The sequence below is a fragment of the Geodermatophilus bullaregiensis genome (assembly GCF_016907675.1).
In the GTDB taxonomy this organism is placed as follows: Bacteria; Actinomycetota; Actinomycetes; order Mycobacteriales; family Geodermatophilaceae; genus Geodermatophilus; species Geodermatophilus bullaregiensis.
The window spans coordinates 2,488,107-2,511,725 of record NZ_JAFBCJ010000001.1; the positions used below are offsets into that span (position 1 = coordinate 2,488,107).

21 protein-coding genes are annotated in these 23,619 nt (G+C 75.1%); 4 read left to right on the forward strand and 17 right to left on the reverse strand.

Annotated features, from left to right (window positions below):
* Positions 1-43: 43 nt before the first annotated feature.
* Both JOD57_RS11730 and JOD57_RS11735 read right to left on the reverse strand, forming a co-directional pair.
* A complete protein-coding gene (locus JOD57_RS11730; RefSeq protein WP_204692196.1) occupies positions 44-415 on the reverse strand; it encodes a phage holin family protein in 372 nt (123 codons plus the stop codon).
* Between the two features lie 65 nt (positions 416-480).
* Positions 481-876, reverse strand: coding sequence for a nuclear transport factor 2 family protein (locus JOD57_RS11735; RefSeq protein WP_204692197.1), 396 nt, complete (start codon positions 874-876; stop codon positions 481-483).
* Positions 877-976: 100 nt separating this feature from the next.
* On the opposite strand from JOD57_RS11735, the gene JOD57_RS11740 reads away from it, so the two are divergent.
* The 3 genes from JOD57_RS11740 to JOD57_RS11750 all read left to right on the forward strand — a co-directional run bounded on the left by JOD57_RS11740 (position 977) and on the right by JOD57_RS11750 (position 3,695).
* Positions 977-1,408, forward strand: a complete 432-nt coding sequence (locus JOD57_RS11740; RefSeq protein WP_204692198.1) for a thiol-disulfide oxidoreductase DCC family protein — start codon at positions 977-979, stop codon at positions 1,406-1,408.
* A 44-nt stretch (positions 1,409-1,452) separates the two neighbouring features.
* Positions 1,453-2,649: an ATP-binding protein gene (locus JOD57_RS11745; protein ID WP_204692199.1), complete on the forward strand. Its 1,197-nt coding sequence runs from the start codon at positions 1,453-1,455 to the stop codon at positions 2,647-2,649.
* A 125-nt stretch (positions 2,650-2,774) separates the two neighbouring features.
* Positions 2,775-3,695: an alpha/beta hydrolase gene (locus tag JOD57_RS11750; protein ID WP_204692200.1), complete on the forward strand. Its 921-nt coding sequence runs from the start codon at positions 2,775-2,777 to the stop codon at positions 3,693-3,695.
* A gap of 22 nt (positions 3,696-3,717) precedes the next feature.
* Here the strand turns inward: JOD57_RS11750 and JOD57_RS11755 are convergent, their stop codons facing one another.
* Entirely contained in the window at positions 3,718-5,490 is a 1,773-nt protein-coding gene (locus tag JOD57_RS11755) for a SpoIIE family protein phosphatase (RefSeq protein WP_204692201.1), read from the reverse strand.
* A gap of 199 nt (positions 5,491-5,689) precedes the next feature.
* Here JOD57_RS11755 and JOD57_RS11760 point away from each other — a divergent pair, with 199 nt between their 5' ends.
* The gene (locus JOD57_RS11760; protein WP_204692202.1) at positions 5,690-6,148 is read left to right on the forward strand and encodes an ATP-binding protein; all 459 of its coding nucleotides are present in this window, start codon (positions 5,690-5,692) and stop codon (positions 6,146-6,148) included.
* A gap of 133 nt (positions 6,149-6,281) precedes the next feature.
* Here the strand turns inward: JOD57_RS11760 and JOD57_RS11765 are convergent, their stop codons facing one another.
* The 14 genes from JOD57_RS11765 to JOD57_RS11830 form a co-directional block, all read right to left on the reverse strand.
* Positions 6,282-6,773, reverse strand: a complete 492-nt coding sequence (locus tag JOD57_RS11765; protein WP_204692203.1) for a hypothetical protein — start codon at positions 6,771-6,773, stop codon at positions 6,282-6,284.
* Complete coding sequence (locus tag JOD57_RS11770) at positions 6,770-7,132, reverse strand: response regulator (RefSeq protein WP_204692204.1); 363 nt, start codon at positions 7,130-7,132, stop codon at positions 6,770-6,772. Before JOD57_RS11770 ends, JOD57_RS11765 begins: the two co-directional genes overlap by 4 nt.
* Positions 7,129-7,653 (reverse strand): chemotaxis protein CheX, encoded by a 525-nt coding sequence (locus JOD57_RS11775; RefSeq protein WP_204692205.1) that lies wholly within the window; start codon positions 7,651-7,653, stop codon positions 7,129-7,131. The genes JOD57_RS11770 and JOD57_RS11775 overlap by 4 nt, the downstream gene beginning before the upstream one ends.
* Positions 7,650-8,039, reverse strand: a complete 390-nt coding sequence (locus tag JOD57_RS11780) for a response regulator (protein WP_239568398.1) — start codon at positions 8,037-8,039, stop codon at positions 7,650-7,652. Before JOD57_RS11780 ends, JOD57_RS11775 begins: the two co-directional genes overlap by 4 nt.
* A complete protein-coding gene (locus JOD57_RS11785) occupies positions 8,036-8,860 on the reverse strand; it encodes a CheR family methyltransferase (RefSeq protein WP_204692206.1) in 825 nt (274 codons plus the stop codon). The genes JOD57_RS11780 and JOD57_RS11785 overlap by 4 nt, the downstream gene beginning before the upstream one ends.
* Positions 8,857-9,969 (reverse strand): protein-glutamate methylesterase/protein-glutamine glutaminase, encoded by a 1,113-nt coding sequence (locus JOD57_RS11790; RefSeq protein ID WP_204692207.1) that lies wholly within the window; start codon positions 9,967-9,969, stop codon positions 8,857-8,859. Before JOD57_RS11790 ends, JOD57_RS11785 begins: the two co-directional genes overlap by 4 nt.
* Before the next feature lie 406 nt (positions 9,970-10,375).
* Positions 10,376-11,284: a hypothetical protein gene (locus tag JOD57_RS11795; RefSeq protein ID WP_204692208.1), complete on the reverse strand. Its 909-nt coding sequence runs from the start codon at positions 11,282-11,284 to the stop codon at positions 10,376-10,378.
* A 145-nt stretch (positions 11,285-11,429) separates the two neighbouring features.
* Positions 11,430-11,882 (reverse strand): chemotaxis protein CheW, encoded by a 453-nt coding sequence (locus tag JOD57_RS11800; RefSeq protein WP_204692209.1) that lies wholly within the window; start codon positions 11,880-11,882, stop codon positions 11,430-11,432.
* Position 11,883: 1 nt separating this feature from the next.
* Positions 11,884-14,325 (reverse strand): chemotaxis protein CheA, encoded by a 2,442-nt coding sequence (locus JOD57_RS11805; protein ID WP_204692210.1) that lies wholly within the window; start codon positions 14,323-14,325, stop codon positions 11,884-11,886.
* 198 nt (positions 14,326-14,523) lie between these two features.
* On the reverse strand, positions 14,524-16,155 hold the full coding sequence (locus JOD57_RS11810) for a methyl-accepting chemotaxis protein (RefSeq protein ID WP_204692211.1): 1,632 nt from the start codon (positions 16,153-16,155) through the stop codon (positions 14,524-14,526).
* 271 nt (positions 16,156-16,426) lie between these two features.
* Entirely contained in the window at positions 16,427-18,085 is a 1,659-nt protein-coding gene (locus JOD57_RS11815) for a methyl-accepting chemotaxis protein (RefSeq protein ID WP_239568401.1), read from the reverse strand.
* A gap of 309 nt (positions 18,086-18,394) precedes the next feature.
* A complete protein-coding gene (locus tag JOD57_RS11820; RefSeq protein WP_204692212.1) occupies positions 18,395-19,993 on the reverse strand; it encodes a methyl-accepting chemotaxis protein in 1,599 nt (532 codons plus the stop codon).
* 100 nt (positions 19,994-20,093) lie between these two features.
* Complete coding sequence (locus tag JOD57_RS11825) at positions 20,094-21,704, reverse strand: methyl-accepting chemotaxis protein (protein WP_204692213.1); 1,611 nt, start codon at positions 21,702-21,704, stop codon at positions 20,094-20,096.
* Between the two features lie 48 nt (positions 21,705-21,752).
* Positions 21,753-23,354, reverse strand: a complete 1,602-nt coding sequence (locus JOD57_RS11830) for a methyl-accepting chemotaxis protein (RefSeq protein WP_204692214.1) — start codon at positions 23,352-23,354, stop codon at positions 21,753-21,755.
* Between the last annotated feature and the right edge of the window lie 265 nt (positions 23,355-23,619).

Genomic DNA, 23,619 nt, shown 5'->3' on the forward strand with positions numbered 1-23,619 from the left:
GCCGCTCGCTCCGCCTGCGGGTGGTGCAGGCAGGGGTCCTGGCTCAGCCGCGGCGGTCGAGGGCGGTGTCGGCCGCCCAGCCGACCACGGCGAGCACCAGCCCGCCGAGGACCGCCGTGCCGAAGCCGTCGACGGAGAGCCGGTCGGAGATGGCCGCGGTCAGCCCCAGGAGCGCCGCGTTCACGACCACGAGGAAGAGGCCCAGCGTCAGCAGGATGGCCGGGAAGGACAGGAACCGGAGGATCGGGCCGACCACCGCGTTGACGAGGGCGAACAGCAGGGCCACCCACAGGAACGTGCCGGTGATGCCGAGCGGTGCGTCCTCGTTGCCGACGACGTCGATGCCCGTCAGCAGGCGGGTCAGCCCGTAGAAGGCCAACGCCGTGATGACGACCTTGAGCGCGAACCTGATCACGCCGTCAGGCTAGTGGCCGCGCCTGGCAGTCCCCTGGGTGCCGGGCTCTCCAGAGCTCTCCGGCGTCATCGCTGGACACCCGCAGACGGCGCTCGAGCCGGCGTCTGCGTGTACAGCGCGAGCCGCCAGCGCCCGCCGTCGCGCACGTAGAGGCTGCTCATCACGGCGGTGAACCCCGGCTCCGCCTCGTCGCGCCAGGCCGTGCCGGTGTAGACCAGGGACGCGGCGTCCGTCCCGGCGCGCACGAGGCGCACGTCGTCGAGGACGTAGCGGTGCCACGGCGGCGAGGAGGCCAGCGCGGTGACGACGGTGGGCCGGTCCATGACCGAGCCGTCGGCCAGGACCATGAGGCCGTCGTCGGTCATGACCTCGCCGTAGAAGTCCGCCCCGGTGGCGTCGCACAGGGCGTCCCACCCACGGCGTTCCAGCGCCAGCAGTTCGGTGGTGACGACGTCGTCCATGCCCGGCACGCTGGCGTGGCGCGCGGCGGGCGTCAACGGCCCGCGCCACGAGCCCTCCGCTCTACCGTGCCCACGAGGACCCACGAGGAGAGGGGACGCCGTGCAGCGACCGGCCCTGGTCTTCGACGGCGACTGCGGGTTCTGCACCCGCTCGGCGGCGCTCGCCCGGCGCGTGCTGCCCGCCGGGTGCGCCGTCGTCCCCTGGCAGGGCGCGGACCTCGCCGCCGTGGGCACCACCGCGGCCCGCGCCCGGCGGGAGGTGCTGTGGGTGCCGCCCGTGGGCGAGGTCCTCGGCGGGGCGCCCGCCGTCGCCGCCGCCCTGCGCGCCGCCGGGTCCGGGTGGGCACTGCTCGGCCGGGTGCTGCAGCTGCGGCCGGTCGCCCCGCTGGCCGGCGTGGTCTACCGGGTGGTCGCGGCCAACCGGATGCGCCTGCCCGGGAGCACGACGGCCTGCGCCCTGCCCACGACGAGCGACGCGGGCACCGAGCGTGGCGACGCGCCTCCGGTCCTCCGACACGATCGGGCTGTCTAGGCGGCTCTACGAACCGGGGTAGAGGCCTGCATACGGTGCTCGACGTGGACCCCGTGCGGAACCCCTACGCCCCGGGCGCCGGCCAGCGCCCTCCGGAGCTGGCCGGCCGCGACGACGAGCTGTCGGCCTTCGACGTCGTCCTCGAGCGGATCGCCCGCGGCCGGCCCGAGCGCTCGCTGGTGCTCACCGGGCTGCGCGGCGTGGGCAAGACGGTGCTGCTCAACCAGCTGCGCTCGGCGGCGATCGGGCGCGGCTGGGGCACCGGCAAGATCGAGGCGCGGCCCGAGCAGTCGCTGCGCCGGCCGGTGTCGTCGGCGCTGCACATGGCCCTGCGCGAGCTGCGCCACCCCGACCAGGACTCCATGGACGCCGTCCTCGGCACGCTCAAGGCCTTCGCCCAGCGCGGGGTGGGTGGGGACGGCACGGCCGCGAGGCTCCGCGACCGCTGGCAGCCGGGCATCGACGTCGCGGCGTCGAGCGGTCGGGCCGACTCCGGCGACATGGAGATCGACCTGGTCGAGCTGCTCACCGACGCCGCGGGGCTGGCCGCCGACGTGGGGAGGGGCATCGCGCTGTTCGTCGACGAGATGCAGGACGTGCAGAGCGGCGACGTCTCGGCCGTCTGCGCCGCGTGCCACGAGCTGTCGCAGCAGGGCGCGCCGCTGATCGTCGTCGGCGCGGGCCTGCCGCACCTGCCGGCGGTGCTGTCGGCGTCCAAGAGCTACTCCGAGCGGCTGTTCCGCTACCTGCGCATCGACCGGCTCGACCGCGCCGCCGCCGACCGCGCGCTGCTGGCGCCGGCGGCCCGCGAGGACGTCGAGTTCGAGCCGGCCGCCCTCGACGCGCTCTACGGCGCCGCCGACGGCTACCCCTACTTCGTGCAGGCCTACGGCAAGGTCACCTGGGACGTGGCGGCCGCCTCCCCCATCACCGCCGCCGACGTCGCCATGGCCGCCCCGGTGGCCGAGGCCGAGCTCGCCGTCGGGTTCTTCGGCTCCCGCTACGACCGGGCCACGCCCGCCGAGCGCGAGTACATGCACGCGATGGCCGAGCTCGGCGGGCCGGCGGGTGCCCCGGTGGCGACGTCGGAGGTCGCCGCCACCCTCGGCCGCAAGCCCGCGTCGCTGTCCCCCGCGCGCGACTCGCTGATCAAGAAGGGGCTGGTCTACTCCGCCGAGCGCGGGCAGATCGCCTTCACCGTCCCGCACTTCGGCCGCTACCTGCTGCGCCACCCCGACTGAGCCCCGGCACGGCGATGGTCGCGGGGATGATCAGGGAACCTGATCGTCGCGGGGACCGCTGCACCGTCGTGCGACCCGGCGCGCCCTGACCTGCGCGCGGCGCCCGGCGGCGGCAGGGTGGAGCCGTGACCGAGGTGCGCGACCCCGTCCAGATCAGCGTCCCGGTCGACGGCGGCGAGCTGTCGGCCCTGCACTGGGCGGCCGACGCGCCCGGTGCGCCGATCGCCGTCCTGGTGCACGGGATCACCGCCAACGCCATGGCCTGGGCACGCGTCGCCGCAGCCCTGGCCGGCGAGTTCGAGGTGGTCGCCCCCGACCTGCGGGGGCGCGCCGGCTCGGCCGGGCTGCCCGGTCCGTACGGCCTGGAGCGGCACGCGGCCGACGTCGCCGTCGTGCTCGACCGCTTCGGTGCCGACGGCGACACCGGCGCCGACGCCACCGTGCTCGTCGGCCACTCGATGGGCGCCTTCGTCGCGGCGATGGCGGCGGCCGGTCCGGCGCGCGACCGGGTGCACGGGCTGGTCCTCGTCGACGGCGGCCTGGCACTGCCCGAGCCGCCGGGCGCCGACCTCGACGCCAAGCTCTCCGCCGTCCTCGGGCCGGCGCTCGACCGGCTGGCGATGACGTTCCCCGACCTGGCCGCCGTCCGGGCGTTCTGGGCGCGGCACCCCGCCGTCGGACCCTGGGTCGACGTCCCCTCGGTGGCCGCCTACCTGGCCCGTGACCTGGTGCCCGGTGCCGAGCCGCTGCGCAGCGCCTGCGTCCCGGAGGCGGTGCGGGTCGACGGCGGCGACGTCCTGCTCAACGAGCGGGTGCTGGAGGCGACCGGCTCGCTCCCGGTGCCCGCGACCCTGCTGTGGGCACGCCGGGGCCTGCTCGACCAGACCCCCGGGCTCTACGACGAGGTCCGCCTGGCCGGCCTGGGGCTCGAGTCGGCCGGCATCACCGCGCGCGAGGTCCCCGACACCAACCACTACTCCGTCCTGTGGGCCGACCAGGGCGTCGCCGTGGTCGCCGAGGAGGTGCGGGCCGCCGCGGCGCGCTGAGCCGCCCGCCGGGCCGGGCCGCTCAGGCCGGGCGGCCCACCGACGGGGGCAGCACCTCGGGGCCGGCCTCGGCCGGCCGCTCCCCCGTGGCCGGGTGCGCCCGGACGGCGAGCACCGCGACGTCGTCCTCCGCCCCCTCCCCCAGCATGGCGCCCAGCAGCTCGTCGCACAGCTGCCCCAGCGGCCGCTCGACCGCCGCCGACACCACCCGCCGCACCTGCTCGCGGCCCTCGTCGAGCGGGACCCCGCGCCGCTCGAAGAGCCCGTCGGTGAACAGCAGCAGCGTGCTGCCCTCGGGCACCACCGCCCGGCCGTCGGCGCGCCGCCCGCGCCAGCCGATCCCCAGCGGTGGCCCGACCGGCGCGCTGAGGTCGCGGACCGTCCCGTCGGGCAGCAGCAGCACCGGGTCGGGGTGTCCGGCCGACGCCCAGCGCAACCGGCGCAGCCCCGCCGCCCGGTCGGCGGGGTCCTGCTCGACGCGGGCGACCAGGGCGGTGGCCATCGCGGGGACCGCGAGGCCGACGAGGGCGTGGTCCACCCGGCGCAGCACCTCGGCCGGCGCCTCCAAGCGGTCGAAGGCGATGCCGCGGACGAGCGTCTTGACCTGGCCCATCGCCGCGGCGGCCTCGATGTCGTGGCCCATCACGTCGCCGATCACCAGCACGGTGTCGCCGTCGGGCTGCAGGAAGGAGTCGTACCAGTCCCCGCCGATGGACACCCCGCGGGTCGCCGGCCGGTAGCGGACGGCGAGCTCGAGGTGGTCGGGCTGCACCGGCGGCGACAGCAGGCTGTGCTGCAGGCGCTCGGCCACCTGCTGGGCGGCGCCGGCGAGACGGGCGTTGTCCAGGGCGAGCGCGGCCCGGCGGGAGGCGATCTCGGCGGTGCGCAGCTCGGTCCCGGTGTGCGGCCCGCGCCCGGGTCCGTTCACCAGCGTGAAGGCGCCGAACGGCTCGCCGCGGGCGAGCAGCGGGAAGGTGGCGACGGCCGAGGGCCGCAGGGGCGCCAGCGCCGCCCGGCTCTCCTCGTCGGCGACCATCGCCCGGACGTCGGCGTCGGTGACCTGCGGGATGACCACCGGCCGGCCGCTGGCCAGCGCCGTCGGCACCGGCGCCGCGGGCCGGTTGCTGCGCACCCGCCGGTCGGCGTAGCGGTGCACCGCCGGCACCATGGCGGGGTCGCGGTGCGCCCGTCCCACGTCCCGCCGGGTGCCGTCGGGGTCGACGACGCTGACCAGGCACCAGTCGGCCAGCAGCGGCACGACCAGGGCGGCGAAGCGCCCGACGGACTCGTCGACGTCGGTGGTCGCGGTCATGGCCTGGCTGATGTCACCGAGCAGCACGAGGTGGCGGGCCGCGGTCTCGGCCCGCGCCGCGGCCTCGGCGGCCTGCGCGGCGGCCTCCTCGCGCGCCACGATCGCCGCCGCACGCTCCTCCTCGGTGCGGCGGCGCTGCGTGACGTCGTCGAAGGTGACCACCAGGCCGGCCGCGGTCAGGAAGGCGTCGGCCCGGAACCACCTGTCCAGGCGCGCGGACTCCGCCTCGGTGGTGCCCGACTCGCCCGTCGCCCGCACGTGCCGGTACAGCTCCTCGAACGGGCCGCCGACGGCCCACGGGAACGCCTCCCAGATCACCCGGCCCACGAGCTCGTCGACGGTGCGCTCGAGGACCGCGGCCCCGGCCGGGTTGACGTAGGTGAACAGCCAGGCCTCGTCCAGGACGAACAGCGGCCGCTCCATGCCCTCGACGGCGGCCACGAGCAGGTCGCGCGGCGGCGGGGCGGTGCCGTCCGGGGTCACGGGGACACATGCTGCCGCATGCGCGTGCCCACGCGGCCGAGGCCGTTCCGCCGAGGGGTGCGGGCCGGGCAGGACTCGCCCGGAGGGGTCCCCGGCGCACCTGGCGATCCGCTCCGGGCCGGGCACACACGGTTGGGGGACGGACCGGCTGGGCACCCCGATGACGTTCCAGACAGAGGGACGACGACGGAGAGAGGACATGGGCCGACTGACGTGGCCGCTGCGGCCGTTGCCCGACGGGCGCGGTGATCTATGGCGCTGGGACCTCGGCGAGGTCGCCGAGCTGCCCGCTGCCCGCGCCGGCCTGCGGGACCACCTCGGCTCGATCGGCTTCCCGCGCGACCTGGAGGACCCGGCGGCCGACCGGCTGGTCCTGGCCTTCGACGAGCTGGCGTCCAACGCGCTGCGGCACGGGCTCTCACCGGTCGTGGTCACGGTCGTCGCCGGCACCGGCGGCTGGCTGCTCGACGTCTGCGACCGCGACCCCCACACGATGCCCGCCCCCGCCGTGGGCCGGGACCCGTCCAAGGGCGGGCTGGGGCTCTACCTGGTGGCGCGGCTGTCGGTGGCGCACGGCTGGTACGTCGACGACGGGTGCAAGCACGTCTGGGCCTGCCTGCCGACGGTCATCGAGGAGACGGCGCCCACCCCGGCCTGAGCGGGACGGCCCCGGGGACGCGTGCGCCCGGGGCGGCGGGGACGGTCGTCCCCGCGCCGCCCCGGGGTGGAGGGGACACCTCTGCCCCCACCGTTCGCACGCTCGCGGCGGGGCCCGGCAGCGGGCCCACGACTCACGGCACGACGAGCGAGAGCCGTCCCTTGCCGTAGGCGGGCACGTCGACGGCGAGGTCGAGCCGGTTGAACGCGGCCAGCATGCCCGCGACGTCGCCGGGCAGGTCGTCGCCGGGCGCGTGGAGCGCGTGCAGCTTCGAGTGCGGGGCGCCCGGCACGTTGAACAGCGCCGACAGGACGTTGACCACCTCGTGCAGGGCCTCGGTGAGCATCGCGGTCAGCTCGCCGTCCTCCTCCACGGCGTCCTGGACCCCGCCGGGGGGCAGCAGGGCGAGGGCACCGGCGGACCAGGCCGACAGCGGCAGGTCCATGACGCACAGGGCGTTCACGGCCATCGTGGGGCTGACGTAGACGGCGACCGAGACCGGCTCGGTCGGCGTCGGCGTGACCGGGGCGCCGGGGGTGACCCCGACCGGCTTGCCGACCAGCCCGGAGAGCATGTCCTTGACGGCCTTGGCGTCCGGCAGGACGACGGTCAGCGGCGCGCTCACGCGATCACCCCGTCCAGGTTCTCGCGGAAGGTCTCCTCGGTGAACGGCTTGGCGATGAGGAAGAGCGCGCCGGCGTCGGCGGCCTTCTCCCGCATGTCCGCCGACCCCTCCGAGGTGACGAAGCCGAACGGCACGGCCGACCCCGCGGAGCGCAGCGCCTGCAGGCACTCCAGGCCGGTCATGTTCGGCATGTTCCAGTCGGAGAGGACCAGGTCGGGGGCCTCCGAGCGGACCTTGTCGTAGGCGTCGCGGCCGTCCTCGGCCTCGACGATGTCGTGGTCGTCGTAACCGGCCTGACGCAGGGTGCGGATGACGATCTGCCGCATCACGCGGCTGTCGTCGGCGACCAGGATCTTCACAGGGGCACCTCGTTCTCTTGCTCGGCGAGCACGGACTGCACGCGGACGGTGAGGGGGGAGCCGCGCCACAGGACGTCGACGCGGCAGGTGTCTTCCTCGCGGCCGGGGGGTGGGGTCGTGCCGACCTCGGGCAGGCCGAGGACCGACGGGCCGGGGAGGACGGCCTTGACGTTGCCGCCGACGACGTTGGCCAGCTCGCCCAGGGCGTCGTGGACGTCCTCGTCCTCGAGCACCTCGGGGGCGTGCGCCCCCAGCAGGGCGCGGGTCAGCTCCTGTGCGGTGTCGCGGCCGCAGGTGAGGACGACGGAGCCGTCCCAGGGGCCGACGATCTCGACCCACGAGCTGAGCGTGTCGGCGGGCAGCGGCGCGGGCAGCGGGACGAGCACCTCGTCCTCGCCGACCAGGGCCAGCCACGCCTGCTCGGTGATCTCCTGGACCGTCCCCTCGTCGATCAGCGCGGTGATCGACGGCGAGCGGTCGGACGCGCGGCGGCGCGGCCCGGTGCCGGTCGCGGAGCTCACAGCGAGACCCCCTCCGGCAGCAGGCCGAGCAGGGCGAGCTTGTCGCGCAGCGCGTCGGCGGTGAACGGCTTGATGACGTACTCGTGGGCGCCGGCGGCCAGGGCGCGCACGATCTGGCCGTGCTCGCTCTCGGAGGTCACCATCACCAGCGACACCGTCCGCCAGGCGGGGTTGGCGCGGACGGCGTGGACGAACTGCAGGCCGTCCATCACCGGCATGTTCCAGTCGATGGTGCACAGGTCGGGGGCCCAGCCCTCGTGGAGGACGTCGAGCGCCTCCTGGCCGTGGCCGGCCTGCCGGGTCTCGTAGCCGAGTTCCCCGAGGATGCCGGTCACGATGCGCCGCATGGCGCGGGAGTCGTCGATCACCAGAGCACGCACGGTCATGCCCCCTTCAGCGGGCGGTAGGCGGAGCTGCGTCCGACGACGACGCGGCTCCAGGAGTCGTCGACGCCGAGAGTGGTCTCGGCGGCACCGAGGAACAGCCACCCGTCGGGGCGCATGAGCTCGCGCACCCGGCGGAGGATCGCCTGCTTGGTCGGCAGGTCGAAGTAGATGAGGACGTTGCGCAGGTACACGACGTCGAAGGGGCCCATCCGCGGCAGCGGGGCGGCCAGGTTGCACTCCCGGGCGCTGACCATGCGGCGCAGCGTGGGCGAGACCTCCCACTCGCTGCCGGCCCGCGTGAAGTGGCGGACCAGCATCGGCGCGGGCAGGCCGCGGTTGACCTCGAGCTGGCTGAACCGGCCGGCCCGGGTGCGCTCGACCATCTCGCGCGAGATGTCGGTGGCGGTGATCGACACCCGCGAGGCGGCGTTGGGCAGCGCGTCCTCCAGCAGCATGGCGACCGTGTAGGCCTCCTGGCCGCTGGAGCAGGCCGCCGACCAGATCTGCAGCCGCTCGGCCGGGCCGCGCGCGGCGGTCAGCGAGGGCACGACCGTGGAGGTCAGCGCGGTGAACGGGTCGCCGTCGCGGAACCACGACGTCTCGTTCGTGGTCAGCGCCTCGACGATCCGGCGGGTGTCGTCCGGACGGGGCCGGCTGCGGACGGTGTCGACCAGCTGGTCGACGTCGGCCAGGCCCATCGTGCGGGCGACGGGCAGGAGCCGGGCCTCCACGAGGTACTCCTTGCCGGGCGCGAGGACGATCGCGCTCTCCCGGTGGACCAGCTGGCGCACCCAGTCGAAGCGGGTGGTGGTGAGGGTCATCGGGCTGCTCCCCTCGCGAGGATCTGGGCGGCGGGCGGGGTGCCGGGCAGGGCCCGGGCGAGGTGGCGGGTGATCGCCTCGGCCACGCGGTCCAGCGGCAGGACCTCGTCGGCGAGGCCGGCGGAGGCGACGGCGCCGGGCATGCCCCAGACGACCGACGTCGCCTGGTCCTGGACGACGACGGTGCCGCCGGCGTCGCGCACGGCGCCGGCGCCGGTGCGGCCGTCGGAGCCCATGCCGGTCAGGACCACGGCCAGGACGCCGCCGTCGTAGGCGGTCACCGCGGAGCGGAACAGCGGGTCGACGGCGGGGCGGCAGAAGTTCTCCGGCGGACCCTGCGACAGGGTCGTCGTCGCGCCGCGGCCGGAGCCGCGGACGGTGAGGTGGTGGTCACCGGGGGCCAGGTGCACGGTGCCCGGGAGCAGCGGCGAGCCGTCGGCGGCCTCGACCACGCGCAGGGCGCACAGCCGGTCGAGCCGCTGGGCGAACTGGCGGGTGAAGACCGGCGGCATGTGCTGCACCAGCAGCACCGGCACCGGGAGGCTCGCCGGGAGCGCCGGCAGCACCTTGGCCAGGGCCTCGGGGCCGCCGGTCGAGGAGCCGATCACCAGGACCGCGGGCGCCTTGTGCGGCGCGGTCCGGGGCGCCGGCGGCCGCACGGCGACCGGTGCGGCAGCGGGCCGGGGCAGCCCGGTGACCGGGCGGCCGGTGAGGGCCTTGATCTTGGGGATGAGCTGCTCGCGCACGCTCTCCATCGACTGCGCGACGCTGCCGACGTTGGCCGGCTTGGTGACGTAGTCGTTGGCGCCGGCCGAGAGCGCGTCCAGGGTGGCCGAGGCGCCGCGCTCGGTGAGCGTGCTGAACATGACGATCGGCACGCGGTTGCGGCCGGCGCGGATGGCGCGGACCGCCTCGATGCCGTTCATCTCCGGCATCTCGATGTCCATGGTGACCAGGTCGGGCCGCAGCGCGTCGATCTTGGCCAGCGCGAGCCTGCCGTTGACCGCCGTGCCCACGACCTCGATGCCCGGGTCGGCGGACAGCACGTCGGTCACGATCTTCCGGACGACGACCGAGTCGTCGACCACCATCACCCGGATCGGGTCCACACGTCCTCCTGCTGCTGCCGCGGTCCAGCCCCGGGTGCGGGGCTGTCCCTCGGGTCTCGGCACCGGGCGACTTCGTGTTGAGCGCAAGCCGGTCTCCCGCCGTGGGCCGGTTCCCCGGGTGCACCGGCGTCGAAGAGGTTGTCGGCCGGGGGACGGCCGGGGTTGAGGCCGGCGGGGCAACCGTTACGGAACGTCCGGCGACCGCCGCCCCACGCGGCACATGTCGACCACGCGGCGCGGCAGCACGGGGACGCGGTGTCGCCGGAGGCGTGCCGGCGCGCCGACCACCGCCTCGTGGCCGCTCGGGGCGGCGTGTCAGCGCGTGTCGGCGGCAACAGCCCGATGATCGACCGCGCGGACGATCGACCGCGCGGACGCGGGGAGGGCGGAGGGCGGCCCCGCGGGCTCAGCGGGGAGCGGTGAGGCGCGTCCAGGGGGCGCGCAGGACGCCGAGGGCGCTGCCGTCGAGGAGGTCGCCCATCGTCATGGCCTGGACGACGCCGGCCAGGGCGTTCCACGAGCCGGCGGCGCCGTCGGAGGCGGTGAAGCCGGCGTCGGTGAACGCGCGGACGGCGAGCAGCTGGGCGGTCGCCAGCGTGCGGGTGCGGCCGGAGACGTGCGCCGCCCAGGAGGCCTCGTGCATGGCCGCGGCCCAGGGGCGCTGCTCGGCCCGGCCCTCGTCGACGGCGGCCCGCCAGCGGTCCCGCCCGCGGGTGTCGAGCGCGGCCACCACGGTCAGCAGCGAGCGCAGCTCCGGGGTGGCCGGACCGAGGTCGGCGTCGGCGCCGCGGGTGGCCGCGTCCGGGACGACGGCGGTGAAGGGCTGCTCCAGCTCGCGGCGGACCAGCGGGGGCAGTACCTCGGCGGCCCAGGCACCCACGGCGGCGTCGGCGAGCACGTCGGCGGCCTGCCCGCGCACGTCGTCGGCCAGGCGGCCCAGGGCGGCGTGCTCGGGACCCAGCACGTCCTCGCGCAGCAGCCGCTCGAGCGAGGCGGCGTTGCCGATGGTGCCCCGCTCCAGCTGGGTCACCAGGACGGCGGTGCGGTCGGCGCCGGGACCGTCCGCGTCCCCCTGCCCCACCGACCGCAGCTGCGGCACGGCGGCGGCCAGCTCCCGGGCCCGGCGGGCGCGCACGGCCAGCACCGACCGCTGCCCGGGGTCGGCGCCGTGCGTACGGGCGCCGCGGGCGAGCGCGGACAGCTCGGCCGGGCCGGCGGCCAGACCGGTGAGCAGCACGTCGGCGACGACGCGGCCCGCGGGCAGCCGCACCAGGTCGAAACCGAGGGTCGCGGCACTGACCAGCGAGTAGGGCACGTCGCCTCCAGGGGAGTGGGGTCAGCCCAGACTGGCCGTACCCCCCGGGACACGCCACGCGGCCGTCACCCGAACGCCGGAGGGGCGGAGGGCAACGGCCGCGTGGCGGGACGCCTGGCGTACTCGAACGATGACGGTGCGTGATCTAGGCGCCGACGGCCTTCTGCACGTCGAGCGCGAGCAGCAGCGTCCCGTCGAGCTTGTAGGCGCCGCGGATGAGCTCGCGGGCCTGCCCGTCGAGGGTGTCCGGCGGGGCCTCGAAGTCGCCGGCCTCGACGTCGACGACGTCGGCGATCGAGTCGACCAGCAGGCTCACCGCCTCGCCGTGCAGGCGCACGACGATGACGACGGCGTCGGTGCCGGCCGGCCGCGGCGGGCGGCCCAGCCGCTCCCGCAGCTCGATCGCGGTCACCACCTGGCCCCGCAGGTTGATGAGGCCGGCGACGGCGGGCGGCGCCAGCGGCACCCGGGTCAGGCCCTGGCTGCGCAGCACCTCCTGCACGTGCTCGACCTCGACGCCGTAGAGGTCGCCGTCGAGCCGGAAGGTGGCCAGCTGGCCGCTGGTCGCCCGGGGGGTGGTCTCGGTCGGGGTCGTCACGTCAGACCTCCAGCAGCGCGGACGTGGGGGAGTGGGCGGGGGTGGCGTAGAAGGCCGGGTCGGCCGCGAGGATCGCGGCGCGGACGTCGAGCAGCTCGGTCACCTTGTCGCCGAGGACGGCGGAGCCGAGCAGGCCCAGGTCGTCGATGTCGCTGCGGACGGCGGCACCGCCGTCGACGATGTCGAGGATCTCCTCGACGACGATCGCGACGCTGCGGCCGTGGTCGCTGTAGACGATCACCTCGAGCACCTCGCGGTCGCTGGTGCCGTAGGCGCCCAGGTGCCGGTCGAGCCGGACGATCGGCAGGATCGCCCCGCGGTACTGGACGACCTCGCGGTTGCCGACGCGCTCGACGGCGTCGGTGCGCACCTGCTCGAGGCGGGTGACCGTGTCGAGCGGGATGGCCACGCGCCGGCCCTCGCCGATCGCGGCCAGCAGCATCCGCTGCCGCTCGGTCTCGGCGGTGACGCTGCGGGCCGCGGCCTCGCGGGCCTCCTGCCGCTCGGCGGTCTCGGTGCGCAGCGCGCGGCGGGCCAGGGCCTGCACGTCGAGGATGAGCGCCACGGTGCCGTCGCCGAGGACGGTCGCGCCGGAGTAGAGGCCGATCGCCTTGAGCTGGCCGCCGACGGCCTTGACGACGATCTCCTCGGTGTTGATGACCCGGTCGACGACGAGGCCGAAGCGGCGGCCCTCGGAGCGCAGCACCGCGATGACGACGTGCCCGTCGTGCCGGTCGGAGGTCAGGCCGAGGACGTCGGTGAGCCGCACCAGCGGCAGCAGCTCGCCGCGCAGCCGGTAGACCGGCGCCCCGCCGACCTCCTCGACCGCGTTGGCGGCCTTCTCGGCGTCGAGGCTGACCAGCTCCTGCAGGCTGATCTGCGGGATGGCGTAGCGGTCGCCGGCGCACTCGACGGTCAGCGCCGGGACGATCGCCAGGGTCAGCGGGATCCGCAGCCGGCACACCGTGCCCCGGCCCGGCTCCGACTCGACCTCGATGGTGCCGCCGATGGACTCGATGTTGGTCTTGACCACGTCCATGCCGACGCCGCGGCCGGAGACGTTGGTGACGGCGGCGGCCGTGGAGAACCCGGGCAGGAAGATCATCTGCAGGACGTCCTGCGGGCCCATGCGCAGGAGCTGCTCGGCGGTGATCAGGCCGCGCTCGACGGCCTTCGCGCCGATCCGGGCCGGGTCGATGCCGGCGCCGTCGTCGGCGACCTCGACCACGACCTGGCCGCTCTCGTGCCTGGCGCGCAGGGTGAGCACGCCCTCGGAGCGCTTGCCGGCGGCGCGGCGGCGGTCGGGGGACTCGATGCCGTGGTCGACGGAGTTGCGGACCAGGTGGGTCAGCGGGTCCTTGACCGCCTCGAGCAGCGTCTTGTCGAGCTCGGTGTCCTTGCCCTCCATCTCCAGGCGCACGTTCTTGCCGCACTGGATGCCGAGGTCCCGGACGACGCGCGGCAACTTGGACCAGATGTGGTCGATCGGCTGCATGCGCGTCTTCATGACGCCCTCCTGCAGCTCGCTGGCGATGAGGTTGAGCCGCTGGGAGGCGCGGACCAGGTCGGTGTCGGTCGAGCGGCCGACGTACTGGACGATCTGGTTGCGGGTGAGCACCAGCTCGCCGACCAGCAGCATCAGCGAGTCGAGCAGGTCGACGTCGACGCGGATGGTGCTGTCGGCGACGGCGCGGCGGCCCTGCTGGCCACCCTGGGCCTCGGACCTCGCGGCGCCCGCCGGGCCGCCGGCGGGGGCGTCGGCGTGCGGCTCGTCGTGGTCCTCGGCGTGGTCCTCGGCGTGGTCCTCGGCGGTGTCGTCGTCGTACGCCTCGACCTGGGCGGCGGCCTCGGGAGCGGGCTCGGCGGCGGGCTGCGCGACCGGCTCGACGGCGACCGCGGCGTCCTCCGCGACGGCCCCCACGACGGTCCCGGCGGCGGCGTCGACGACGGCCTGCGCGGCCTCGACGACGGCTTCGGCGGCCGCCGGCGGAGCGGTGACGGTGGCGGTGGGGGCCGGCGCCTCGGCAGCGGCGGGGGCCGCGGGAGCCGGGGCGGGGGAGTCCTCCATGGCGGCGCTGATCGCGGCGACGACGGCGGAGACGTCGACGCCGCCCTCGCCGCCGGTGGTCTCGATGGAGTTGAGCAGGGAGCGGACCGTGTCGACCATGCGCAGCAGCACGCTGGTGCGCTCGGGGGTCAGCGACAGGACGCCGTCACGCAGCCGGGACAGCATGTTCTCCCCGACGTGCGTGACCTCCTCGAGCCGGTTGAAGGCGAGGAAGCCGCTGGTGCCCTTGATCGTGTGGATCGTGCGGAAGATGCTCGAGAGCCGCTCCCGGGAGTCGGGCTCCTGCTCGAGGGCGACCAGGTCCGTGTCGAGCTGGTCGAGGTTCTCGTGGCTCTCGACGAGGAACTCCTCGACGATGTCGTCCAGACCGTCCACCGTTGCCTTCTCTCTCGCTGCAGGGGGGACGGATCCGTCCCGGATGGGTCATCGGCCGCCGGGCGCCGGACTCAAGGTGAGTGGGGCGCGGCCGTGGGGCGGGCGTGCGTCCTCCCGCGGCCGGCGGGGTGCCGGCCGCGGGAGCGGCCTCCCTGCAGCGGGCCCGCCGCGAGCGGTGCGGGCCAGGGAGGTCCTTCCTCAGTAGGTGAAGCGGGCGACGCTGGTACGCAGGTCGGCGGCCATCCGGGACAGCTCGTGGACGGCGGTCCGGCTCTGGTCCAGGGCCTGGGTGGTGGCGGCCGCCGCGGAGGAGACGCCGGAGATCGTGCCGGCGATCTGGCTGGAGCCCTGCGCGGCCTCGCTCACCGACCGGGACATCTCGTTCGTGGTGGCGGTCTGCTCCTCCACCGCCGAGGCGATGGTGGTCTGCCGGTCGCTGATCTGGGCCACGATCTGGCTGATCTCCCCGATCGCGCCGACGGCAGCCCCGGTGTCGTGCTGGATCGCCTCGACGCGGCGGGCGATGTCCTCGGTCGCCTTGGCCGTCTCCTGGGCCAGCTCCTTGACCTCGTTGGCGACCACCGCGAAGCCCTTGCCGGCCTCTCCGGCCCGGGCCGCCTCGATGGTGGCGTTGAGCGCCAGCAGGTTCGTCTGCTCGGCGATCGAGGTGATCACCTTCACCACGTTGCCGATCTCGGCCGAGGACTCCCCCAGCTTGGCCACCGTCGCCGTGGTCGTCTCCGCCGCGGTCACCGCGCGGGCCGCCACCGCGGAGGCCTCGGCGGCGTTGCTGGCGATCTCCCGGATGGAGGCACCCATCTGCTCGGCACCGGCCGCCACGGTCTGCACGTTGCGCGACACCTCCTCCGCCGCACCGGCCACCACCCCGGACTGCGCCGAGGTCTCCTCCGCCGACGCCGAGATCTGCGCCGACGACGCCGACAGCTCCTCCGAGGACGCCGCCACCGCGTCCGAAGAGGCCACCACCGCGTTCATGACGACGCGCAGCTCGCCGAGGGCCGCGTCGATGGCGGCGGCGGCCCGGCCCACCTCGTCGTCCCGGGTGACGCCCGTCGTCCGCGTCAGGTCACCGGCGGCCAGGGCCTCCGCGACGGTCACGACCGAGTTGAGCGGCCGGACGATGCGCCGGGAGACGGCAAGGGCCAGAGCGAGACTGGAGACCAGCCCGACGGCGACGGCGATCCCCATGATCCACTGCGCCTGGGTCTTCTGCGCGCGGGCGGCGTCGGTGGAGGCACCGACACGGCTCTCCAGCGACTCCCGCAGCTCCGCCGTGAGCGTGAAGACCTCGAAGTAGACCTCCCACCCGGGCCCGAGGACGAGCTGGTCGGCAGCCTCGACGCCCTGCGGGGTGCCCTGGGCGTACAGCGCGACGGCCTGGTCGTCGACCTCGAAGAAGGCGTCCCACTGCTCCTCGATGGTTTCGAAGGCGTCCTGCTCGGCGCCGGACAGGACGTCGGTCTGCATCGCCGCCAGGTGGCCGCGCAGCCGGTCGGCGCTGTCGGCGAAGCCGGCCCGGTTGGCGTTGTCGTCCTGGACGGCTGCCGCGCCGCCGATGCGCCGGGTGTCCCAGGCGTAGGCGGCCTGCCAGCCCGTCACGTCGGAGTTCGACGTCTCGATGTCCTGGACCGTGCTGAGCGCGGCGTGCAGGCCGTTGACCTCGTCGAGCGTCCGGGCTGCGTCCTCCAGCTTCGTCATGCCGAGGACGCCGACGGCGCCGGCTGCGACCATGCCGACGGCTCCGACGGCGAGGATCGCGGTTCGGACCCCGAAGCGGCCGGCGCGGCGCACACCCCTGTTCGTGCTCATCTCGTGCTGTTCCCCATTTCTGTCTCGCCGGTTCTGTCCGAGGCCGGTGCGCCCTGGCCGCCGCCTACCGGATCGCGGTGGTGAGGGGAAATTAGTGCGTTCCCGTTTCGCAGGGCACCCTTTCCCGCGCGTGTCGCGGAGCCCGTGCGGAAAGGTCGGCGACCCCTCCCCCCCGTTGTCGACATGCCGCCATCGACCATTCCCGGGACCGCCGGAAACGAAGAGGGGCGGTGACCGGAGAACCGGTCACCGCCCCTCTCGGACGCGTGGCTCAGTAGGTGAAGCGGGCGACGCTGGTACGCAGGTCGGCGGCCATCCGGGACAGCTCGTCGACCGCGGTGCGGGTCTGGGTCAGCGCCTGGGTGGTGGACTCCGCCGCGGTGGACACCCCGGTGATGTTGTCCGCGATCTGCCCCGAGCCCTGCGCGGCCTCCTGCACCGACCGGCTCATCTCGTTGGTGGTCGCGGTCTGCTCCTCCACCGCGCTGGCGATGGTGGTCTGCCGGTCGGAGATCGCCGCGACGATCTGGGAGATCTCCCCGATCGCCCCGACCGCGGCGCCGGTGTCGGCCTGGATCGCCTGCACCCGCCGGGCGATGTCCTCGGTCGCCTTGGCCGTCTCCTGGGCCAGCTCCTTGACCTCGTTGGCGACCACCGCGAAGCCCTTGCCGGCCTCCCCGGCCCGGGCCGCCTCGATGGTGGCGTTGAGCGCCAGCAGGTTCGTCTGCTCGGCGATCGAGGTGATCACCTTCACCACGTTGCCGATCTCGGCCGAGGACTCCCCCAGCTTGGCCACCGTCGCCGTGGTCGTCTCCGCCGCGGTCACCGCGCGGGCCGCGACCGCGGAGGCCTCGGCGGCGTTGCTGGCGATCTCCCGGATGGAGGCACCCATCTGCTCCGCACCGGCCGCCACGGTCTGCACGTTGCGCGACACCTCCTCCGCCGCACCGGCCACCACCCCGGACTGCGCCGAGGTCTCCTCCGCCGACGCCGAGATCTGCGCCGACGACGCCGACAGCTCCTCCGACGACGCCGCCACCGCGTCCGAGGCACCGGCCACCGAGGCCAGCACCGCGCGGAGCTCCGTCATGGCCGTGTCCAGCGCGGCACCCATGCGGCCCACCTCGTCCTTCGTCGTGAGGCCCGTGCTGCGGGTCAGGTCGCCGGCCGAGAGCCCCTCGGCGACGTCCTGCACGCGGGCGACGCCGCGCGCCAGGCCGCGGGCGACCAGCAGGCCGAGGCCGAAGGCGACGGCCAGGCCGGCGGCCAGGACGACCAGCACCAGCACGCGCTGCTGGCCGGCGGAGCCGACGGCCGCCTGCGCGTCCGCGGCGGCCTCCGCCTTCTCGATCTCGACGAGCTCGTTGGCCGCCTCCTCGGCCGCCTCGCCGAAGGGCACGACCTGCGTCTGGTTGGCCTGGTCCCACGCCGCGTACTGGTTGGCCAGCGCCAGCGGCTCGAGGAGCTGCTGCTCGGCCTGCAGATACTGGTCGAACGCGTCCTGGGCCTCGGCAGCGAGGCGCTGCTGCTCCTCGCTGAGGTCCGTGACCTCGTAGGCCTCCCGGGCGGCGGCGAAGCGGTCGGCGATCCCCGGGAGGGCGTCGAGCGCCTCCTGCGAGCGGTCCGGGTCGACGGCGATCAGCGCGTCGCGGGCCTTGATGCGCGCGTCCTTGACCGCCCCGCGCATGGTGGTGACGTCGGACAGCGCCTCGACCTGGGTGCTGAGCTGCGTGCTGCGCTCGGCGGCGCCGTCCAGCCCGAGGACAGCGGTGGCGCCCACGACGAGCGCGACGCCGGAGGCCGCGCCCACGGCGGTCAGCACCTTCGTCTTCACACCACGGTCGCCCCACCACGAGGAGCGGGCACCGGCCGCGGGGCCGCGGCCCGGGACGTCGGTCGGGATGGTCATCAGGATCTCCAGGAGTGTCATGGTGGGAGCGCGGGTCGCGCCGTCGAGATGACTGTGGGGGACGGAGGACAATTCGCCCTGCATTTTCCGATGGCGTGTCGGGCACGTCTCGAACGCGGTCTGAATGGTTGCCCGCGACAACTCCTGCGCCATTCCGGACGCCGTGTCGACATGGCGTCACGGGAGCGGCGATGACCATTCCGCCGGGTCCGTGGAGAATGGTCGGCGAACGCACCGCGGCCCGCGCCTCCCGGGGTGGGAGGCGCGGGCCGCGGCGTCGTCGGGTGCTCCCCCCTCGGCCGGCGGGGCCGGCCGTGCAGGGGGCGCGGGTCACCAGGTGAAGCGGCCCACCGCCGCACGGAGGTCGCCGGCCATCCGCGACAGCTCGTGGACGGCGGTCCGGCTCTGGTCCAGGGCCTGGGTGGTGGCGGCCGCCGCGGAGGAGACGCCGGAGATCGTGCCGGCGATCTGGCTGGAGCCCTGCGCGGCCTCGCTCACCGACCGGGACATCTCGTTCGTGGTGGCGGTCTGCTCCTCCACCGCCGAGGCGATGGTGGTCTGCCGGTCGCTGATCTGGGCCACGATCTGGCTGATCTCCCCGATCGCGCCGACGGCAGCCCCGGTGTCGTGCTGGATCGCCTCGACGCGGCGGGCGATGTCCTCGGTCGCCTTGGCCGTCTCCTGGGCCAGCTCCTTGACCTCGTTGGCGACCACCGCGAAGCCCTTGCCGGCCTCCCCGGCCCGGGCCGCCTCGATGGTGGCGTTGAGCGCCAGCAGGTTGGTCTGCTCGGCGATGCTCGTGATCACCTTGACCACGTTGCCGATCTCGGCGGACGAGTCGCCGAGCTTGGCGACGGTGGCGGTGGTGGTCTCCGCGGCCGTGACCGCGCGGGCCGCCACCGCGGAGGCCTCCGCGGCGTTGGTCGCGATCTCCCGGATGCTGGCGCCCATCTGCTCCGCACCCGCGGCCACGGTCTGCACGTTGCGCGACACCTCCTCCGCCGCGCCGGCCACCACCCCGGACTGCGCCGAGGTCTCCTCCGCCGACGCCGAGATCTGCGCCGAGGACGCCGACAGCTGCTCGCTGGAGACCGCCAGTCCGTCGGCGGAGGCCGCCACGGACCCCAGCGCCACCCTCAGCGCGCCGACGGCCTCGTCGAGCGAGGCGGCGGTCCGGCCGATCTCGTCGGCCTGGTCGACCCCGGTGGACACGGTCAGGTCCCCGGCCGCGAGCCGGCCCGCCGTCTCCTCGAGCCGGCGCAGGCCGCGGGTCACCGACCGAGTCACCAGCAGCCCGACGACGACGGCGAGCCCGACGCCGGCCGCGCAGGCCGCCACCATGACGGTGGTCGCCGTCGACACCGTGTCCTCGTAGCCGGCTCCCTCCAGGATCCGCGCCTCCGCTGTGGCGAGCGACGCCTCGAGCAGCTCCTCGTAGGCCTTGCGGAGGTCGCGGGTCGGGCCCATGGCCTGCGCGACGGCCCCGTCCCGGTCGGTCCCGAACCGCTCGAACTCGTCGGCCAGGCCGTCCGACCAGGTCGCGATGCCGGCCTCCAGGTCGTCGAGCGCGGCCTCGTCCCCTGGGGCGGCGGTCTCCCGGGCCGTGACGAAGAGCTCGTCGATGGTGGCCAGGCGCTCGTCGACCTGGGCGCGGAAGTCCTCGTCGCCGGTGAGGAGGAAGCCCCGCTCGTCGTTCGCCGTGGCCTTCGCCGTCAGCCCGATCGAGTGCAGGGTCTGCAGGTGGGGGAGCGACGTGCGCAGCTCCTCGGCGCGGGCGTCACGCAGCCCCTGCAGGTTGCCCAGGCCGATCAGGCCGACGACGACCGCGGTCAGGGCCGCGAGCCCGACGGCGACCGTGATGCGGACGGCGACCGGGCGGTCCGTCGACCGGCGCCGCCGTCGGGTCGGTGCCGGTGTCGGTGCGGTCATCGGTGTGCTCCTGGGGTGGGGGAGGTCGCCGTCCGGCGGCCAGACGTGTGGGGGTGGGTGGCGGGGCGCCCCGTCCGGGCGCCCCGCCGGGTCTGCGGACTCACCAGGTGAAGCGGCCCACCGTGGCGCGGAGGTCCGTCGCCATGCGGGAGAGCTCGTCGACGGCGGTGTGGCTCTGGCCCAGCGCCTGGGTGGTGGCGGCGGCCGCCGTCGAGATGCCGGTGATGGTGCCGGCGATCCGGCCGGAGCCCTGCGCGGCCTCCTGCACCGAGCGGCTCATCTCGTTGGTCGTGGCGGTCTGCTCCTCCACCGCCGAGGCGATGGTCGTCTGCCGGTCGGAGATCGCCGCGACGATCTGGCTGATCTCCCCGATGGCCCCGATCGCCGCGGTGGTGTCGCCCTGGATCGCCTCGACGCGGCGGGCGATGTCCTCGGTCGCCTTGGCCGTCTCCTGGGCCAGCTCCTTGACCTCGTTGGCGACCACGGCGAACCCCTTGCCGGCCTCTCCGGCCCGGGCCGCCTCGATGGTGGCGTTGAGCGCCAGCAGGTTGGTCTGCTCGGCGATCGAGGTGATCACCTTGACCACGTTGCCGATCTCGGCGGAGGACTCACCGAGCTTGGCCACCGTCGCCGTCGTCGTCTCCGCGGCCGTCACTGCGCGGGTGGCGACGGCGGAGGCCTCGGCGGCGTTGCTGGCGATCTCCCGGATGCTGGCGCCCATCTGCTCGGCGCCCGCCGCCACCGTCTGCACGCTGCGGGACACCTCCTCGGCCGCCGAGGCGACCCGGCCCGACTGCGCCGAGGTCTCCTCCGCCGACCCGGAGATCTGCGCCGAGGAGGCCGACAGCTCCTCCGAGGAGGCGGCGACGGCGTCGGCCGAGGCGGCCACCGAGGTGAGCACCGCGCGCAGGTTGTCCTGGGCGGCGCCGAGGCCGGCGGCCATGCGGCCCAGCTCGTCGAGCGTGTCGACGTCCGGGGTCACGGTGAGGTCCCCGGCGGCCAGGGCGTCGACGGTGCGCTGCACGGCGCGGACGGTGCCCACGATCTGCCGGACGACGACGTGGACGACGAGCAGGCCGATGCCCACGGTCACCGCGAGGATCGTCCAGAGGGTCGTGACCGCTCCGGCGGCGGTGTCGGCGCCCGCCAGGGCCTGGTCGTCGGCCTCGTCGCGCAGCACCTGCCGCAGCTCGCTGAACCCCGCGGTAACGGCGTCCTGCGCCTCGACGAGCGGCCCGGCGGCGACCGCGCCGGCGGTGGCGACGTCACCGGCGTCGAGCGCGGCGACGAACTGCTCGTCGCTGACCCGCAACGACGTCGCGAGGTCCTCGGCCAGGGGGGTGAACAGCTCGGGGTGCTCGGTGGTGGCCGCGTAGGCCTCCACCAGCTGGCCGACGGCCTGCTGCCCCTCGGCCAGCTGGGCCCTCAGCCCCACGCGGGTGGTGGCGTCGGCCAGGAAGTAGGCCTGGTAGCCCTGCCGCAGCTGCTCGTAGCCGGCCTGGATGCCGTCGAGATCGGAGAGGGCCACGACGTGGCCCTCGTACATGTCCCGCTGGCTCTCGTCGAGGGCGTCGATCCGGCCGACGGCGACCAGGCACAGCACCACGCCGACGGAGGCGCTGAAGGCCAGCAGGCTGAGGATCTTGACGGCGATCGGCCGGTCGGCGAACCAGCGGGAGCGCCGGCGACGGGTCGCGGCGGGGGAGGACATCCGGGATTCTCCTGTGCTGTCGTGGCCTCCCTGCGGGGAGGCCCTGTCTCAGTAGGTGAAGCGGGCGACGCTGGTGCGGAGGTCGGCGGCCATCCGGGAGAGCTCGTCGACGGCGGTGCGGGTCTGGGTCAGCGCCTGGGTGGTGGACTCCGCCGCGGTGGACACCCCGGTGATGTTGTCCGCGATCTGCCCCGACCCCTGCGCGGCCTCCTGCACCGACCGGCTCATCTCGTTGGTGGTCGCGGTCTGCTCCTCCACCGCCGAGGCGATGGTGGTCTGCCGGTCGGAGATCGCCGCGACGATCTGGGAGATCTCCCCGATCGCCCCCACCGCGGCGCCGGTGTCGGCCTGGATCGCCTGCACCCGCCGGGCGATGTCCTCGGTCGCCTTGGCCGTCTCCTGGGCCAGCTCCTTGACCTCGTTGGCCACCACCGCGAAGCCCTTGCCGGCCTCTCCGGCCCGGGCCGCCTCGATGGTGGCGTTGAGCGCCAGCAGGTTGGTCTGCTCGGCGATGCTCGTGATCACCTTCACCACGTTGCCGATCTCGGCCGAGGACTCCCCCAGCTTGGCCACCGTCGCCGTGGTCGTCTCCGCCGCGGTCACCGCCCGCGCCGCCACCGCCGACGCCTCCGCGGCGTTGCTGGCGATCTCCCGGATGCTCGCGCCCATCTGCTCCGCACCGGCCGCCACGGTCTGCACGTTGCGGCTGACCTCCTCCGCCGCACCGGCGACCACCCCGGACTGCGCCGAGGTCTCCTCCGCCGACGCCGAGATCTGCGCCGACGACGCGCTCAGCTCCTCCGACGACGCCGCCACCGAGTCGGCGGCCCCGACGACCGCGGCCATGACCTCGCGCAGGCCGGCCCGGGCGCCGTCCAGGGCCCCGGCCATCTGGCCCAGCTCGTCGCGGGAGGTGATGCCGGTCGTGCCGGTCAGGTCGCCGGTGGCGAGCGCCTCCAGGGAGGCCTGGACGGTCCGGACCGGGCGGATGACCGAGCGGGCGGTGAGCCAGCTCAGGCCGACCAGCAGCACCAGGCCGACCGCCGCGGCGAGCAGCGCGGTGGTCTCCGCGCGGGAGATGGCGTCGGTCACCGCCTGCTCGGCCGCCGCGGCCTGGACGTCCAGGGTGTCCTTCGCCTCACCGACGGCCCCGTCGGTGAGGTCGTTGGCGGCCTGGATGTCCTCCCACCGCAGGCGGGTGGCGGCCTGGTCGGCGACCGCGCCGTCGACGAAGGCGGTGATGGCGTCGGTGTAGTCGCCGAAGGTCCCCTGCAGGTCCGCCACCGCCGCGGCCGCGTCGCCGTCGAGGGCGACGCCGTCCAGCTCGGCGAGCAGTGCCTCCGGCTCGGCGACGTCGTCGGCCAGCTCCGAGAGCTGCTCGGCGGGGTCGTCGCGGACGATGGCCTTGAACCCGTCGACCTTCAGCTCGCTGGCCCGGGTGTCCAGCCGCAGCACCAGCTCCTGGGCGTGGTGCAGCTCGGCGAGCCGCCCCTGGGCGTCGTGCACGGCGCTGTTGCCCAGCTCCACGGCGCCGAGCAGACCGCCCAGGGACAGGGTGCCGACGGCGACGAGGGCGCCGAACTTGACCGTCAGCGGACGGTCGGCGAACCAGCCGGCGGAGCTGGAGCGCGGGGGGAGCGCGGCGTTCACGGGAGGCCTCCTGGCGACGGTGCACGCGGGTGACCGCTCGGACTGACGGGCGTGCAGGAGGAATGGTGCGGCCCGCCGGCGCCCGCACCGCGGCACGGGGAACGGTCCCGGCCGGATCGTTGTGGACGAGGCGGTGACCGGCCGCGGCGCCGTCGTCAGGTCGACTGCGCTGCCGCGGTGACCGGTCCGGGGCGGCCGACGGTGGCGACGTCCGCGCAGGTCAGCACGGACGTGACCGTCGTCGAGTCGACCGCGAGGGAGAGGT